Raw genomic sequence first — 17,333 nt, 5'->3', positions numbered from 1 at the left:
TTGACGGTTTAACTCGGATCTAATCGATATGAAAGCAACTCAAAATCTGGGGTATATACAAATGTACCGTAGATTATGCCATTTCCTTTAATTAAATAATCAATAATGTGATAATCTCCTGGTGCCATTGCTAAATCATCAATTTTGTCAAATGTATGCCAACCAATGATGCCTTCTTCGCTCTCTAGTTTGTTTTCTCCTGCAAAATCTGTCGCTAAAAAGGAGAACATCATCCATTCAGAAACAACCTTATCACCTTCTTGGATGACAAAGGTGAAGACCCCTTTTAACGCTGGGTTCTTTAAATAAATACCTGTTTCTTCACGATACTCGCGAACAACGGAATCTCTTACTGTCTCACCGCGCTCCATTTTCCCGCCTGGTGCAACCCACCAATTTCGACGAGGTTTTTGGAGTAAGAGTACTTCATTATCTCTAACTAACACACAGTTTGTCACTCTTTGCATGTTTCTTCACCTCAGCTACTTGCAGTAAATTTCTCACTGCATACTCATTTCATTATACTATCAAAAACAGTTTGCTACAACGAAGGAGCCAGTCCTCTTTCGCTAAGCACATGCTACTCAACAATTTTAAAAAAGCTTTCTAAAACAAGCAATGTAAATGCCTAGACTTTCAATAAATAGCATGAAAAATCCCCTTAACGATTTTTATCGCCAAGGGGATTAAAGTCCTTATTTCTTACCGAAATAAGTAACAATCGCAAATCCTAAAATAAAGGTAATAATTGAACTTATAATTGAAAATCCTCCAGTTGGAATACCAGGGAACACAATTACAATTGAGCCGATAACAAGTCCAATAATTGCCGCAAATGTCATACTTTTATAACGATCTAATAAGAAACTAATTCCTTTACTACTTACAACGAATCCTGCCATAACACCAGCACCGATAACTACGATTAAAGGTAAGTTCAGTGTAGTTAAAGCATTAATTGCCGTCGGATACACACCAATAATTAATAAAATAAATGATCCGCTAATTCCAGGAAGCAACATGGCCATACTAGCTAGCCATCCTGCGAAAAATAAACCAATTGCATTTAAAATTGTTAACGTTGTAATTGGATCTGCTGCCTTATCTGGCTTAAAGAAAGCTGTAATCGCAACAAGAATTGCTGCAACTATTAGTAAAACAATGTGCTTACCTTTAAACGAAGACTTTGCATCAGCTTCTCTCATTAACATCGGTAATATACTAATAATTAAACCGAGGAAGAAAAATTGAGTCGGTTCATAATGATTTGCAAGTAAATATTTAATAACATGACTTAACGTTAAAAACGCTGCTGCCACACCAGCTGCAAGGGGAATTAAAAATCCTAAATGTTTTTTCCATTCACGACTAAAGAATCCACTAATTGCCGCAAGCAATTGTTCATAAATCCCTAACACTACAGCGATTGTACCGCCGCTCACACCGGGAATTAAATCACTAACGCCCATACAAAATCCACGATATATATTACGCCATTCCATACTGAATAAATTCCTCATTTCTTATAGTGGTTTTTCCGTAAAGTCCAGTATATCAATAAGAAAGCTTATATTCTTAATATTTTTTGACAAAACTTTGACATTTTCACACAAAAAAAGAAGAAAGCTCCTATCGGTAGCTTTCTTCTCAAAAGGTATGTTATCCCTTATTTTTCTGATACAGTTTTTAGTTCTTCTAATAATTCTTCTACGTAATGTTGTGCACTTTGTGCTGCGATACTACCATCACCTGTTGCAGTTACAATTTGACGTAGCATTTTTTCACGAACGTCACCAGCTGCGAAAATACCTGGAACTTTCGTTTCCATACGCTCGTTTGTTTCAAGGTAACCATTTTCATTTGTAATACCTAGTTCCACAAATGGTTTTGATAATGGTAACATACCGATGTATACGAATACGCCGTCAGTTTTGACTTCTTTCTCTTCTCCACTGTTTACGTCTACAAGTGTTACGCTTCCTACTTTACCATTTGCATCGTTAATTTCTTTAATAGTGTGATTCCAAATGAAGTCCACTTTCTCGTTTTGGAAAGCACGATCTTGTAAAATTTTCTGTGCACGAAGCGTGTCACGACGATGAACAATTGTTACCTTCGATGCGAAGCGTGTTAAGAACACACCCTCTTCAACAGCAGAATCTCCGCCACCAATAACTACAAGCTCTTTACCTTTAAAGAATGCCCCATCACATACTGCACAATATGATACACCGCGGCCGCCAAGTTCTGCTTCGCCTGGCACACCAATTTTTTTATACTCCGCACCGCTTGCAACGATAATTGCACGTGCTTTATATTCTTTTTTACCAGCAATAATTGTTTTATATTCTTTACCATCGATGATTGCTTTCACATCACCATATGCATATTCAGCACCAAATTTCTTTGCATGCTCGAACATTTTATTTGATAAGTCTGGTCCTAAAATAGACTCATAACCTGGGTAGTTTTCTACATCTTCTGTGTTTGCCATTTGGCCACCTGGGATACCACGCTCAAGCATTAATGTGCTTAAATTCGCACGAGATGTATATACTGCAGCTGTCATACCAGCTGGTCCTGCACCAATAATAATGACATCATAAATTTTTTCTTCTGACACACTATTCACTCCTATTCATTCCTACACAATTAAGTTACCCTCATTATACTGTTAGCATCATTTTTTTCCCAATGATTTGCTTACTCTATGTGTGCGTACGCTTAACAGCCTGCACATACTTTCGAACAGTTGCTACAGATACATTATATACATCTCCAAGCTCCGACTGTGTCATCTTATTTCCTTGTTCGCTGCGTACGATATATTCAACCGCAGCTGACCAGCCGTATACATTTGTGAAAACTGCCCCAGATGTATATAAACGTATGAACGTACAGAACCAAAATTGTAAACACTCTTCGATTAATTCATCATCTTTTTTCGTATAATTATATAAAGCATCCGCAATTCGCGCACACTGTTCAAATTGCTGTAAATCAGCCGGAATGCTCTTATGGCTATTAAGTAAAAAGAAATACTTTGCAAGTTGCGATACGATTGGAACACCGTTCTTCGCCTGCGTTACATCAAAGAAGAATCCCACCTTCTCTGGCGTTGACAATTCATTCATTAAATATAAAGCTAGCATTTGTTCCTCTAGCGTCCCACTTTGCTGAAATGATTTTCGTAATTCTTCAAATAATACGTTTTGTCCTTCATCCGCTAAATTCAGCGCATTCCATGGTTCTTTTCCCTTTTTATCAGGGTGCAATTCTACAACATGTTGCCACATTTTTTCAGCTACTTGCTGATCTTTCACCATATAAGCAGAATACGCAAACCAATAATAAAAACTAACGTCTCCCTCGTATCCTTGACGCTTTAATACTTTGAACCATCTATATGCAGGCTCAAAATGACCAATTGTCGCAAGTGTCGTTCCAAGTTTTAAACGATGCTCGAACGAAATTGGATATACTGAAACTAACTGAGCAGCTAACGCTTCTACTTGTTTATGCTCTCCAATTGAATATAGAAAAATAAGCGTATTACAAAGCGCATGTATATTACCAGGATTTTTCTCTAAAATCATTTCCGTTAACTTCAGCGCCTTATCTACATTACCAGATTGAAAATGTGCAATGGCTAAATTATTATGACCCGACCAAAATTCCGGATAATCTTTCGTAACAATTTCTAATGTAGCAATTGCTTCTTCCAATTGTCCGTTACGAATATAACGATTCGCTTCTTCCTGCATAACAATTAGATCATCTTCATCCTCAATCTCTTCCGCACCCATCGCTTCTTCTTCCATAATCTCAAGTAATTCTAATGTATCTTCTACAAATTCCTTCTCTTCTGCAACCTCTAAATAGCGATCCGCATACTTTTTCGCCTGCTGAAATAGCCCCATATATGCATAATTATTTGCAATAAAATAATAGCACTGTTCAAGTTCTGGGTTAGATCTAACAAGCTTAAAGAAGATTTGATTCGACTCTTGATATTCACCAGCCTCAGATAATACTGTTGCTAATTGACATAAAATAAACGGCTCCTTCTCACTTTGTGCCGCTCTTCGAAAATATTTAATTGCATCTTGCAATTTTTGCCCTTTGTAAGCCCTCATCCCTTTTTTATAAAAGAAGTCCGCTAATTGATTAAAAGAGATAACTTGTCCGTTCTCCTTATATATTCCTTGATTTTTCCCCATATATCCTCCAGTTTTTTGTTTTCTTCGTTCACACATTCTTCTATCTATAAGTATAAACGATTCCGTAAAAAACAAAACAGTATATTATACTCAATTATTTCCTTTTTATTCATTAAAAAAGAAGAGAAATGTTACATTTTTGGCATCAACCTTCTCTAGCATCCATTTCTTCTTTCGTATAAATAACACGCATTGGATTTCCACCGACGAAAGCACCACTTGGGACATCTCTATGAACAAGTGTGCCAGCTGAAATAATCGCGCCATCCCCAATTTTCACACCTGGTAATATAGTCGTATTCGCTCCAATCATCACTTCATTTCCTATGATGATCTCTCCAAGTCGATATTCACGAATTAAATATTCATGTGCTAAAAGCGTTGTGTTATAGCCGACAATCGAATTCTCTCCCACAGTTATCTTTTCTGGGAACATAATGTCCGGCATTACCATAAGCGCAAATGATGTTTTCTTTCCGACTTTCATCCGTAAGAATGTGCGGTACAACCAATTCTTGACGGATAAAAATGGCGTGTAACGCGCAATTTGGATAATAATAAAGTTCTTCATTACCTTCCAAAAGGACACTGTTTTATACACATTCCATAATGAATTCTCTCCCGAAACAGGATAGCGCGTTGTCCGTCGCACTTAGCTCGCTCCTCTACTAAAAAGTGAAACTGTAAGTTAGTAGGAACATACACCCCGACTAACTTACTTGGACCTTTATGAACGGTTCATATTAGACAAAATCGGTAGCAAATCACTCATTTTATCTAGCATAAAGTCCGGCTTGTAAGCCTCTAAATACGTTCTACCTTTCAACGTCCATGAAACAGCAGCTGTTTTCGTACCAGCATTTTGTCCGCCAACAATATCATGGTGGTTATCCCCAACCATCAATGCTTCTTCCGGTTTCGCATCTAATAACTCAAGCGCTTTTTGAAGTGGCTCTGGATGTGGTTTCACATGCTCTACATCATCAATTGTCACGACAACATCAAAAAATTCATCAAGCTTCGACAGCTTTAATCCCATTTCAACGGTTTGTCTCGCTTTCGTTGTAACAATACCAACTTTATAGCCTTGCTTCTTCAACTCTTGAACTGTTTCATATACAGTTTCATATTCTTCCACTAATTCATCGTGATGCTCATGGTTAAATTGACGATAACATGTAATCATCTCTTCAACCTTGTTTTCATCAATCTTGCTGAAAGTATCATGTAAAGAAGGGCCGATAAATGGCAATACATCTTCACGCTTATATTGACTTGGATAATATGTATGTAACGTATGTAAAAAAGAAGAAATAATAAGTTCGTTTGTATTAATTAACGTTCCATCTAAATCAAATAACACTGTATTTATTCTCATTGCCTTAGTCCCTTCTCTTTCCTGAATATGAAAGAAGCAGCACCTTATAATAAGATGCTACTTTTCTCTAATTTTCCGAATATCTTTTATCAGCTTGCCCCATTTTTCGTCTCACAATAATGAAAATAATAGAAATAACAACAAGTCCAATTGACATTACTTGTGCGATACGAAGTGGTCCTAGCATTAAACTATCTGTACGTAAGCCTTCTACGAAGAAGCGCCCTACTGAATACCAAATTAAATATGTGAAGAATAATTCCCCGCGTCGTAAATTCACTTTTCGTAATGCAAGTAATAAAATGACACCTGCAAAATTCCATAATGATTCATATAAAAACGTCGGATGATAGTACACACCCTCAATATACATTTGATTAATAATGAAATCCGGTAAATGAAGACCTTCTAAAAACTGTCTCGTTACTTCATCACCATGTGCCTCTTGATTCATAAAGTTTCCCCATCGGCCAATTGCTTGTCCTAGTAAAATACTTGGTGCAGCAATATCCGCCAACTTCCAGAATGAAACCCCGCGGCGTTTCGCAAAAAGAATCCCTGTAATAACAGCCCCGATTAAACCACCATGAATCGCCAAGCCACCTTGACGAATATTAATAATTTGACTCGGGTTTTGCGCGTAATATTCCCATTCAAAAATAACATAGTACATTCTCGCAAATAGAATAGCGATCGGTACTGCAATTAACACAAGGTCAACAAATGTATCTTTTGGAATACCTAGTCTTTCTCCCTCGCGAGTCGCTAGCCAAAGACCTAATAGCACACCTGTACCGATAATAATCCCGTACCAATAAACAGGAAACGGTCCAAGTTGGATCGCTACACGGTCAAGCTGTGGTACAGAACCTAACAGCATATGTATGACCTCCCTCTCCAAAGTTTACTCCTGATTTCCTAACTCAATCGCACTCATTAATCGTTCAGAGAACTGTTGTGCTGCATTGACTCCCATACGTTTCAAACGGAAGTTCATCGCTGCTACTTCAATAATAACAGCCAAGTTTCGACCAGGACGAACTGGAAGTGTAATCTTCGTAAGTTCTGTATCAATAATCTTCATCTTCTCTTCATCAAGACCTAAGCGATCGTAATTTTTCTTTTGATCCCAAATTTCAAGATTAATAACAAGTGTAATACGCTTATAATTCCGCACTGCTCCTGCACCGAATAACGTCATAACGTTAATGATACCTAGACCACGAATTTCTAATAAATGCTCAATTAAATCTGGTGAGCTTCCTACTAATGTGTCTTCATCTTCTTGGCGAATTTCTACGCTATCATCCGCAACAAGGCGGTGACCACGTTTTACAAGCTCAAGAGCTGTCTCACTTTTACCGACACCACTTTGACCTGTAATTAAAACACCAACACCGTAAATATCCACTAACACACCATGTACAGCTGTTGTTGGTGCTAGCTTACCTTCTAAATAATTTGTTAAACGACTTGATAATCTTGTTGTCGTTTGAGAAGAACGTAATAAAGGCATACCCGATTCACGTGACGCTTGCAGTAACTCATCTGGTACATCTTGATTACGAGTTATAATAATACACGGCGTCTCCTCAGTACAAAGCGCTTTCATTCTCTCTTGTTTTTGCTCTGTCGTTAACGTGTCAAAGAACGTAAGCTCCGTCTTTCCAAGAAGCTGCACGCGATCAGCTGGATAATATGTAAAAAATCCTGCCATTTCAATTCCAGGTCGTGATAAATCACTTGTATCAATCGGACGATGAATTCCTTCTTCACCACTTATTAACTCCAATTGAAATTGTTCAATTAAATCTTTTGTCCTTACTTTCGGCATATGTATAAACCTCCACTCCGCTGCGGGTTCAGTCTCATTTGATGTAAAATTCCATTCTACCGGATATTGTACCATTTTTTTCTGGAAACAAGAAATACGGTTTCTAATAAATAGAAAAAAACATTTCATACACATCATGAAATGTTTTTCTTTTTGTCATTTTCTCTTTTTTTCGTATAGTGGTTCCACAATTGCCTTTTCAATAATCATATTAAAAATTGAAATACAAATTGCCGCTACAATCGCTACACCGAATCCTGATATATTAAATGCATCTCCTAATAATGAATCTGCTATTTTTAACGTAATCGCATTAATAACAATTAAGAAGAACCCGAAAGTTACAACAGTAATCGGTAGCGTAATTAAAATTAAAAACGGTTTTACGAACACATTTAAAACGGCCAAGATAATACTCGCAATAATTGCAGTTTGTATATTTGCTACATAAAAAGCGTCTGGTGCAATCCCTTTTAAAAGTCCCGATACAGCGATTAACACAACGCTATTTACAAGAAGTGATACAATCCATCTCATTTTCTTACACATCCTTTTGACATATATATTTCATCATACGCTAATAGATAATAAACGCAAGTATCATACAAATACTTCTATCAACTTATTCTACTCTGCATGCTTGTATACCTACTAACATTTCCTCGCAAAATAAGGGCCACACCATCTATGTTCATGCGTTTTCACAAAAGTCCAAGTGAACGCTTTGTCTACAATATAAATATCACCTTTATACATATCGTCCCTCTCACACAATATATCATCCATATGTAATAAACTCGCATCTTTTATTAGCAGTACATCATCACAATGTTGATAGCATATGCAACAATCCTTTTTCGCTTCATTATGAAACGCATTCTCCGCTTCTTCGCCCTCTAAACATTTCTTTTTCTCATAACTAAATATGTGCCAAAGATACCCACATGCATACTTATCTCCATACAGGAAAATGTCTTCTTTTTCCTCATCACTTAAATGATTTGCAAAGTTATCCTCCCAGCGCTTGCGAAAATATACACCCCAACTTTGAAACTCTCTTACTTTCATATTTTTCTTTCTTAAAACATCTATAAAGTGAAACTTTAATCAGTGGGGTTTTTGTTCATCTCCCACTGATTATTAGTTGAACCAATCGGGCTTTTACGGGCAGTTGATCCCCACCTAATTTCTTTGCTTCCGCTGAATTTTGAGGTGGGGATCCTACTGTCCGTTAATGCGGGGCAAACTCCATCTTCTCCCCCTATGAACTAAAAACCGAGTGGCATTTCCACTCGGTTTTTAGTAATACACTTATTGTGATAACTCTACTTCTTTTATTTTCTCTTTCATTCTTGCTTTATCGCGGACTAAAATATCTTTTAAATACTTACCTGTATACGAGCGCTCTTCTTTCACTACTTGCTCTGGCGTTCCGGAAGCAACGATTTGTCCACCTTTATCTCCACCCTCTGGTCCAAGGTCAACGATATAATCAGCTGTTTTAATTACATCTAAATTATGTTCAATTACAAGCACCGTCTCACCACTCTCAACAAGGCGTTGCAGCACTTCTAGAAGACGCGCGATATCATGTGCATGTAAACCAGTCGTTGGCTCATCTAAAATATATAACGTACGCCCAGTAGAACGGCGGTGTAATTCAGAAGCTAGCTTCACGCGCTGCGCTTCACCACCAGATAATGTCGTAGCTGGCTGTCCTAATTTCATATAACCAAGCCCAACGTCTACAAGTGTTTGAAGTTTACGCTTAATTTTTGGGATATTAGCGAAGAACTCTACTCCATCTTCAATTGTCATCCCTAACACTTCAGAAATGTTCTTATCTTTATACTTCACTTCTAACGTTTCGCGGTTATAACGTTTACCGTGACAAACTTCACACGGAACATATACGTCTGGTAAGAAGTGCATTTCGATTTTAATAATTCCATCACCACGGCACGCTTCACAACGTCCACCTTTTACATTAAAGCTGAAACGTCCTTTTTGATATCCGCGCACTTTCGCTTCATTCGTTTGCGCAAACACATCACGAATATCATCGAATACACCTGTATACGTCGCTGGATTAGAACGTGGTGTACGACCGATTGGCGATTGATCAATATCGATTACTTTATCTAAATGCTCAAGACCTTTAATCTCTTTATGAGTACCTGGCTTCGCTTTCGCTTTATATAACTTTTGCGCTAACGATTTATATAGTACTTCGTTAATCATCGTACTTTTACCGGAACCAGATACACCGGTTACCGCTACAAACGTACCAAGTGGGAATGACATCTTTGCATTCTTTAAGTTATTCTCTTTTGCACCGACAATTTCCACTTTTCTTCCATCACCTTTACGTCTTTCAAGTGGAACCGGAATAAACTCTTTACCGCTTAAATACTTACCTGTTAGCGAATTATCATCTTGCATCACTTCAGCTGGTGTACCTGCTGACACAACTTGACCACCGTGAATACCGGCACCAGGTCCGATATCAAGTAAATAATCAGCAGCCATCATCGTGTCTTCATCATGCTCAACGACAATTAGCGTATTTCCTAAATCGCGCATTTCTTGCAATGTGCGAATAAGACGATCGTTATCACGCTGATGCAAACCGATAGAAGGCTCATCAAGAATGTAAAGTACGCCAGTCAGACGAGAACCGATTTGTGTCGCTAAACGAATACGCTGTGCCTCACCACCTGATAAAGTTCCTGCGGCACGACTTAACGTTAAATAATCTAAACCAACGTTCACTAAGAACCCAACACGCTCCTGAATTTCTCTTAAAATTAAATGAGCAATTTTTTGTTGTTTCTCCGTTAGCTCCACATTTGAGAAGAATTCCTGTACTTCTTGAACAGAATACTTCGTTACATCAGCAATCGTTTTCTCACCAACGAAAACAGCTAAACTCTCTGGCTTTAAGCGTCCGCCCTTACACTTTGGACAAGCTTGTTCTGCCATATATTTCTCCATTTGCTCACGAACATAATCAGAACTCGTTTCACGATAACGACGTTCAATATTTGGAATAACACCTTCAAATAAAATCTCATTTTCCTTTACTTGACCAAATTCATTTACATAGCGGAAATAAACTTTCTCTTCTCCGCTTCCGTACAACACTTTATCAAATAAATCTTTCGGTATATCTTTCACAGGCATATCCATATCAACGCCGTAATGATTACATACAGATTGTAAAAGCTGCGGGTAATATTGTGAGCTTGTCGGTTCCCAAGGCGCAATCGCATGTTCATTTAATGATAAATCCCAGTTCGGAATAACAAGTTCTAAATCTACCTCTAACTTTGAACCAAGTCCATCACAAGAAGGACATGCCCCGAATGGACTGTTGAATGAGAACATACGCGGCTCTAATTCTCCAATTGAAAAACCACAATGTGGACAAGCATGATGTTCACTAAATAGAAGTTCCTCTTCTCCCATTACATCAATTAACACTCGTCCCCCGCCAAGCTTTAATGCACTTTCAAGTGAATCCGCAAGACGGCTTGCGATTCCTTCTTTTACAACAATACGGTCAATTACAACTTCAATGGAATGCTTCTTATTTTTATCTAACGCAATATCTTCAGATACATCAAGCATCTCACCATCAATACGTACACGAACATATCCTTGCTTCTTAATGTCTTCAAGCACTTTCACATGTGCACCTTTACGCCCAGAAACGATAGGAGCTAACACTTGTAATTTCGTACGTTCAGGATATTCAAGTACACGGTCTACCATCTGCTCTACTGTTTGTGATGTAATTTCAATACCATGATTCGGACAAATCGGCGTACCAATTCGTGCGAATAGTAGACGTAAATAATCATAAATCTCCGTTACCGTTCCGACAGTTGAACGTGGATTACGACTCGTTGTTTTTTGATCGATTGAAATCGCTGGTGACAATCCTTCAATCGTATCTACATCCGGCTTATCCATCTGTCCTAAAAACTGGCGCGCATACGCAGATAACGATTCTACGTATCTGCGCTGCCCTTCTGCATAAATCGTATCAAACGCTAATGATGATTTCCCAGAACCAGACAATCCTGTTACAACAACAAGCTGATTTCTCGGAATGGTTACATCAATATTTTTTAAGTTATGTGCTCTAGCACCTTTTACAACAATAAAATCCTTACTTACGCTCACTCTGTTCACCCTTCCGCTTTTAATTCTAATAGTAAATCTCTTAATTCAGCTGCACGCTCGAAATCTAACGCTTTTGCTGCTTCTTTCATCTCTGCTTCCATCTTTGCAATTGTCTTTTCACGCTCTTTTTTCGTCATCTTCTTAGCTGGTCCTGTTTCATATGTTTCCGGCTCTTCAGCAGCTGTCGTTGCACGGATAACATCACGCACGCCTTTTTGAATCGTTTTCGGCGTAATACCATGCTCTTTATTGTAAGCTTCTTGTATAGTACGACGACGCTGCGTTTCTTCAATCGCAATTCCCATCGATCTTGTTATACGATCTGCATACATAATTACGCGGCCGTTTTCATTACGTGCCGCACGACCGATTGTTTGAATTAATGAACGCTCTGAGCGCAAGAATCCTTCCTTATCAGCATCTAAAATAGCTACAAGTGATACTTCTGGAATATCTAATCCTTCTCGTAATAAGTTAATACCAACAAGTACATCAAACTTACCAAGGCGAAGGTCACGGATAATTTCAATACGTTCTAACGTTTTAATTTCAGAGTGAAGATAGTTCACTTTAATTCCTACATCTTTTAAGTAATCCGTTAAATCCTCTGACATCTTCTTCGTTAAAGTCGTAATTAATACACGTTCATTTTTTGCAATGCGATCTTGAATTTCTCCTAATAAATCATCAATTTGACCTTCAATTGGTCGTATATCAATTGGTGGATCTAAAAGCCCTGTTGGACGAATAATTTGTTCTATTACCTCCGGTGCCTGCTCTAACTCGTACGGTCCTGGCGTTGCCGAAACGTAAATAACTTGATTCGTTTTCCCTTCAAACTCATCAAACGTAAGCGGTCTATTATCTAAAGCTGATGGCAAACGGAACCCATGATCCACAAGTACTTGCTTACGTGCTTGGTCCCCGTTATACATCGCTCTTACTTGCGGTACTGATACGTGTGACTCATCCATAACAATTAAGAAATCTTCCGGGAAATAGTCTAATAACGTATACGGTGTTGCACCCGCTGGACGAAGTGTTAAATGACGGGAATAGTTTTCAATCCCTGAACAAAATCCCATCTCGCGCATCATTTCTAAATCATAACGTGTACGTTGCTCTATACGCTGTGCTTCTAATAACTTGCCATTATCATTTAATTCCTTTAAACGCTCTTCTAATTCTTTTTCGATATTTTCAATAGCGACCTTCATTTTTTCCTCACGTGTAACGAAGTGAGATGCTGGGAAGATTGCTACATGATCACGTTCTGCTAATACTTCACCTGTTAACGCATTTACTTCGCGAATACGATCGATTTCATCGCCGAAAAATTCAATTCGAATACAATGCTCATCAAGTGATGCTGGGAAGATTTCAACTACATCTCCGCGTACACGGAATGTACCACGCTTGAAATCAATGTCATTACGTCCATACTGCACATCAACAAGTTCACGAAGCAATTGATTGCGGTCCTTTTCCATACCAACTCGAAGCGAAACAACTAACTCGCGGTATTCTTCTGGAGAACCTAAACCATATATACACGAAACACTCGCAACAATAATTACGTCATCCCGTTCAAATAGTGCAGATGTTGCTGAGTGACGCAATTTATCAATTTCATCATTAATCTGCGCATCTTTTTCAATAAACGTATCTGTTTGCGGTACATACGCTTCTGGCTGATAATAATCATAATAACTAACAAAATATTCAACTGCATTATTTGGAAAAAAATCTTTCAACTCACTATATAACTGTCCTGCTAACGTTTTATTATGAGCCATGACAAGTGTTGGCTTCTGCACTTCTTTAATGACATTTGAAATCGTAAATGTCTTACCCGTTCCTGTCGCTCCAAGCAACACTTGCTTTTTCTTTCCACTATTAATTCCCTCTACAAGCTTCTCTATAGCTACCGGCTGATCACCTTGCGGGGAATACGCTGAGATAATTTCAAATTGATGTTCCAAGAAAAATCCGACCTCCTCATAAAAATCTGTATTATTATTTTACCACGAACGCCCATAAAAAACCTAAAAAAACGAACAGATATTCGGTAAAATTTTCGACAATATATACATAGAAAAAGGAAGGAGCCAAAACTTCCTTCCTCTACTAACTCTATTTTTTAGGTACATATAATAAATCATATCCATTGCGCCCATTTTCATTCACACAGTCTATTAACCTATAAGCCGTTTGTAATTCACGCTGCTCTTTAACAATCCCTCTACAGCTATCTTCACCTATATCTTTATGATTACCAGCAAATCGATCTTGCCTATTATCTAACATATGAATTATATCTATCCCACTATACTCTAACGTTTGAAAAACCGGATCACCTTCATGTGTATAATGTACAATTCTTATTTTATCAACTTTCCCTTGTCCCACATTCAAAACGAACTTTTCAAATTTATCTAGATTAGAAGTTCCTGTTCCCTTTACAATGACATCACTTTTCTTATCAATTGTAATGTTAGGTTGTGAGCATGCTACTAAACTAAAGAGAAGTAGGCATATAAAACCACTTCTTTTTCCTATTGTCATCCTCTCCTATAAGAATTATTTGTATACTGCAAAAGCTACTTTCCTCTACGAAAGTAGCTTCTCTTTTCCTTTCTCCTTCTTCGGAAAAAGAACATATGAAAATGAAATCGCTGTATCAATTAAAAATATAAGTGCCCACACTTGGCTCACTCGACTCGCAGCTTTATTTAAAACGATTCCTGACTCTAACCAATTGCCCCACTGTTCAAATGGAGTAAGCCCATACGCGAAGAAAAAGAAAATATGCACAACAACGAATAAAACAAGATGCAATACCCAATTTTTTATTTCCTGCTTCGCATAAGCCATACCTGTTAATTCTATATGTTCTTCAATAATAGGATCTGGTTCATTCCGCCATTTCGCAACTAGCTTTTGCGCAAATATATCAAGCTTCTTCAAATCCTTTTTCCCGTAGAAAACTGCATACAATAAAATAATTACAGTAATGATTTGAAAATTAGAGAACTTCCCTGTTTGATAATAGTCCACTACCCCTAAAGTTAAAATAAACACTTCATTTACGAGGAGTACAATCCCCATAATAAAGCTCGCCTTTTTCAAACGGAATCCGTAACGAAGTAAAAAGAAACCGATAGCCGATAACCAAAATACAATCTCTGCCCCAATTAAAAAGTACCAACGATATTCTGCGAGTATACTCATTTATCCCTCTCCTTTTCATCATATATACGAAAAGCTTCATCCATATATAATAAAAATTCTTCTTCGATTGGATACATGCTCATTTTCTGTGAATCTTCCTTCGACTTTCTAACTTCCCATAACTTATCTAAAAACGCTTCATCACCATTGGCCATTTCTAAACACTTCTGCATTAATCTCTTCATTGCCCCTTGCACCTCATCACTTGCAGCTTCTTTACCGTCTTTCATAAAAGTGCGTAATTGCTTTAATAAATCTACCCATTCTAAAACATTCGGATTTTCTTCACTCATATTTGGCAAGTTATGAAGCAATTTTTGTTCTTCCTTTGAAAATACTTCATTTTGAAATATTTCACGTATACGAGACGACTGTTTCGAAAGCTGAATCAGTTCAAACATAACTTTCCAATCAAGTTCTCCCTCCACATCCACCGAATAAACAACAGCTTGTAAAACACGTTCCATTCGATTAAACTTCTTTTGTTCTTCCTGTACAAACCGAAGTTGTTTTTCAAGAGAGTCCTTTAAGTTAAGCTCACCTTTTACTAACATATTCGCAGCCTCTTTTAATGAAAATCCCATTTCCTTTAAAAATAAAATTTGTTGCAGACGTATTACGTCAGCTTCACTATATAAACGATGCCCGCCTTCTGTTTTCCCGCTCGGCTTTAATAAATCTATTTGATCATAATAACGTAATGTACGTACTGTTACCCCTGTTTCTTTCGTCAATTGTTGTATTGAAATCACTACCATCACCTCTTCTCCTTCATTATAAAAGGTGACGTTACGTCACTTTCAAGCCTTTTGTAAAAAAAATACAAAAAGCTGTTTATACTCTTTGTATAAACAGCTTTTACGGAAATAATCCTTTTTGTACAGCGCGCCCACAAAATAAAATAAGTGCTCCAACAACAACACTCGTTGCTGTTTTATGGTAATGAGCTGAAACTAATAAATAATATGATAAACCTACAGTACCAAGCATAATACAAATACTTGGTACTGGATTACGAGAGAAGTTCTGCATTCCCCAAAACAAAGCAAAAATAGCCGTAGCGACACATAATACCGGTAATCCCATCCCAGTTCCCCTTTTTCTATCTATTCCTTGTTGCTAACACACTCTTCGATGCCATACTTATTAATAAACCAAAAATAGCAATATATAATAACTCATTTACACAAAGATACATAATGAACAAAAAAACGAAGCTTGTCATACTAATCGTAAAATATGACTTCATCTTGTTCACAACTCGCTCATCAATCGACGGTACTCCCTCTTCTTTCAAACGCTTCTGTTCTCTATATTCCGAAATACTATATAAAATAACCAATGCTACATTTGATATAAAGATTGTTCCCCATGAAATACTTAACATTATTAAACTCGCATTTAAAATAAGACCTGCTAAAAATAAAGTGAAACTTTAATCAGTGGGGGTTTTCTTCATCCCCCACTGATTATTAGTTGAACCAATCGGACTTTTATGGGCAGCCCGCCCCCCACCTAACTTCTTTACTTTCACTGAATTTTGAGGTGGGGGTCTTACTGCCCATTAAAGCGGGATAAACTTCCTATAAACCTTATAACATCTTGCTTACTCATACATGATCAGCCTCTTTTTGATTTCTATATTTCCACTTCGGCCAATAGTTCACAAGAAAATACACCCACTGTCCTAGTACAAATAAAACAAACGGCATACCAGCATTTCCATCAACTATTAAATTATATAAACTCCATACCGCTAAACTAATCGTAAAAAATAACCCTACATATTTAAACGCTTTATCTGACTGGAATCTCTCAAACTCATCTTGCATTTTTCATTCCTCCTATCGCTATGCTCGTTTTCCTATCATGACGCCTATGATGAGACTACCCGCAAATAAGGAACTACATATCATAAATATTTCTTGCACTGGTATAACAGCTCTGCCTATCGCTTTACTCGCAACAATATAAACAATAAGCAATAGAAATGCGAATACAAATGAGACATTTACATATTTTTTTATATTTTCATTTACTCGCTCATCTATATCTGGAAGTTCTTCTTTTCTGTACTTACGCTTTTTGTAATACGCATACACTATCAAAAATACAATTGCTAAAACGTTACTCACTACGAGCGGTAAAATTGGTATAGCCGGGTTCATAATATGAACTACAATGTCTCCCAAAAACAATCCAAAAGTCGCACCGATCAATAACTTTTTAGTATCGTTCACTGTTTCTCCCCTTACTCTAGCGTAAATATTTCCTCCACCTTCACCCCAAAATATTTGGCGATCTTTAAGGATAACTCTAAACTCGGGTTATAATGATGGTTTTCAATCGCAACAATCGTCTGCCGCGTCACCTGCATCGCCTTTGCCATTTCAACTTGCGTTATATGATTTTGCTTTCTTAACTCTTTTATTGTATTTTTCACACCCATAGGCTCCACCTTCGAAAGTAAAGATATCTTTAC

20 protein-coding genes are annotated in these 17,333 nt (G+C 37.4%); all 20 read right to left on the bottom strand.

What is annotated here, in order from left to right:
• Positions 1 to 8: 8 nt before the first annotated feature.
• Positions 9 to 467: an NUDIX hydrolase gene (locus ACXVYO_RS02385; protein WP_061679302.1), complete on the bottom strand. Its 459-nt coding sequence runs from the start codon at positions 465 to 467 to the stop codon at positions 9 to 11.
• Between the two features lie 228 nt (positions 468 to 695).
• A complete protein-coding gene (locus ACXVYO_RS02380) occupies positions 696 to 1,502 on the bottom strand; it encodes a DUF368 domain-containing protein (RefSeq protein ID WP_458465930.1) in 807 nt (268 codons plus the stop codon).
• 164 nt (positions 1,503 to 1,666) lie between these two features.
• Positions 1,667 to 2,623 (bottom strand): thioredoxin-disulfide reductase, encoded by a 957-nt coding sequence (gene trxB / locus ACXVYO_RS02375; RefSeq protein ID WP_458465929.1) that lies wholly within the window; start codon positions 2,621 to 2,623, stop codon positions 1,667 to 1,669.
• An 85-nt stretch (positions 2,624 to 2,708) separates the two neighbouring features.
• The gene (locus tag ACXVYO_RS02370) at positions 2,709 to 4,220 is read right to left on the bottom strand and encodes a tetratricopeptide repeat protein (RefSeq protein WP_458465928.1); all 1,512 of its coding nucleotides are present in this window, start codon (positions 4,218 to 4,220) and stop codon (positions 2,709 to 2,711) included.
• A 145-nt stretch (positions 4,221 to 4,365) separates the two neighbouring features.
• A complete protein-coding gene (locus ACXVYO_RS02365; RefSeq protein WP_061679305.1) occupies positions 4,366 to 4,872 on the bottom strand; it encodes an acyltransferase in 507 nt (168 codons plus the stop codon).
• Between the two features lie 75 nt (positions 4,873 to 4,947).
• The gene (gene ppaX / locus ACXVYO_RS02360; protein ID WP_073517089.1) at positions 4,948 to 5,598 is read right to left on the bottom strand and encodes a pyrophosphatase PpaX; all 651 of its coding nucleotides are present in this window, start codon (positions 5,596 to 5,598) and stop codon (positions 4,948 to 4,950) included.
• A 67-nt stretch (positions 5,599 to 5,665) separates the two neighbouring features.
• Positions 5,666 to 6,478 carry a prolipoprotein diacylglyceryl transferase gene (gene lgt / locus ACXVYO_RS02355; RefSeq protein ID WP_016136008.1) on the bottom strand — a complete coding sequence of 271 codons (813 nt, stop codon included), beginning with the start codon at positions 6,476 to 6,478 and terminating at the stop codon, positions 5,666 to 5,668.
• Positions 6,479 to 6,502: 24 nt separating this feature from the next.
• Complete coding sequence (hprK, locus tag ACXVYO_RS02350; protein WP_001127251.1) at positions 6,503 to 7,432, bottom strand: HPr(Ser) kinase/phosphatase; 930 nt, start codon at positions 7,430 to 7,432, stop codon at positions 6,503 to 6,505.
• Between the two features lie 156 nt (positions 7,433 to 7,588).
• On the bottom strand, positions 7,589 to 7,969 hold the full coding sequence (locus ACXVYO_RS02345; protein WP_001267308.1) for a phage holin family protein: 381 nt from the start codon (positions 7,967 to 7,969) through the stop codon (positions 7,589 to 7,591).
• Between the two features lie 114 nt (positions 7,970 to 8,083).
• Positions 8,084 to 8,500 carry a DUF4275 family protein gene (locus ACXVYO_RS02340; protein WP_458465927.1) on the bottom strand — a complete coding sequence of 139 codons (417 nt, stop codon included), beginning with the start codon at positions 8,498 to 8,500 and terminating at the stop codon, positions 8,084 to 8,086.
• 243 nt (positions 8,501 to 8,743) lie between these two features.
• A complete protein-coding gene (uvrA, locus tag ACXVYO_RS02335; protein WP_458465926.1) occupies positions 8,744 to 11,620 on the bottom strand; it encodes an excinuclease ABC subunit UvrA in 2,877 nt (958 codons plus the stop codon).
• Between the two features lie 5 nt (positions 11,621 to 11,625).
• Positions 11,626 to 13,602 (bottom strand): excinuclease ABC subunit B, encoded by a 1,977-nt coding sequence (gene uvrB, locus ACXVYO_RS02330; RefSeq protein ID WP_458465925.1) that lies wholly within the window; start codon positions 13,600 to 13,602, stop codon positions 11,626 to 11,628.
• 151 nt (positions 13,603 to 13,753) lie between these two features.
• The gene (locus ACXVYO_RS02325; protein ID WP_458465924.1) at positions 13,754 to 14,185 is read right to left on the bottom strand and encodes a DUF4362 domain-containing protein; all 432 of its coding nucleotides are present in this window, start codon (positions 14,183 to 14,185) and stop codon (positions 13,754 to 13,756) included.
• A 45-nt stretch (positions 14,186 to 14,230) separates the two neighbouring features.
• The gene (locus tag ACXVYO_RS02320; protein ID WP_458465923.1) at positions 14,231 to 14,851 is read right to left on the bottom strand and encodes a hypothetical protein; all 621 of its coding nucleotides are present in this window, start codon (positions 14,849 to 14,851) and stop codon (positions 14,231 to 14,233) included.
• A complete protein-coding gene (locus ACXVYO_RS02315) occupies positions 14,848 to 15,609 on the bottom strand; it encodes a MerR family transcriptional regulator (protein ID WP_073517094.1) in 762 nt (253 codons plus the stop codon). The genes ACXVYO_RS02320 and ACXVYO_RS02315 overlap by 4 nt, the downstream gene beginning before the upstream one ends.
• 100 nt (positions 15,610 to 15,709) lie before the next feature.
• Complete coding sequence (locus tag ACXVYO_RS02310; RefSeq protein WP_000524124.1) at positions 15,710 to 15,937, bottom strand: hypothetical protein; 228 nt, start codon at positions 15,935 to 15,937, stop codon at positions 15,710 to 15,712.
• 16 nt (positions 15,938 to 15,953) lie between these two features.
• On the bottom strand, positions 15,954 to 16,238 hold the full coding sequence (locus ACXVYO_RS02305; RefSeq protein ID WP_458465922.1) for an ATPase: 285 nt from the start codon (positions 16,236 to 16,238) through the stop codon (positions 15,954 to 15,956).
• Positions 16,239 to 16,461: 223 nt separating this feature from the next.
• Positions 16,462 to 16,683, bottom strand: a complete 222-nt coding sequence (locus tag ACXVYO_RS02300) for a hypothetical protein (protein ID WP_001150203.1) — start codon at positions 16,681 to 16,683, stop codon at positions 16,462 to 16,464.
• Positions 16,684 to 16,701: 18 nt separating this feature from the next.
• Complete coding sequence (locus ACXVYO_RS02295) at positions 16,702 to 17,091, bottom strand: hypothetical protein (RefSeq protein WP_458465921.1); 390 nt, start codon at positions 17,089 to 17,091, stop codon at positions 16,702 to 16,704.
• Between the two features lie 11 nt (positions 17,092 to 17,102).
• Positions 17,103 to 17,300 (bottom strand): helix-turn-helix transcriptional regulator, encoded by a 198-nt coding sequence (locus tag ACXVYO_RS02290; RefSeq protein WP_098257995.1) that lies wholly within the window; start codon positions 17,298 to 17,300, stop codon positions 17,103 to 17,105.
• Positions 17,301 to 17,333: the final 33 nt, after the last annotated feature.

This window comes from Bacillus sp. BC08, assembly GCF_054326875.1.
This window is presented reverse-complemented; position numbering and strand designations above follow the sequence as displayed.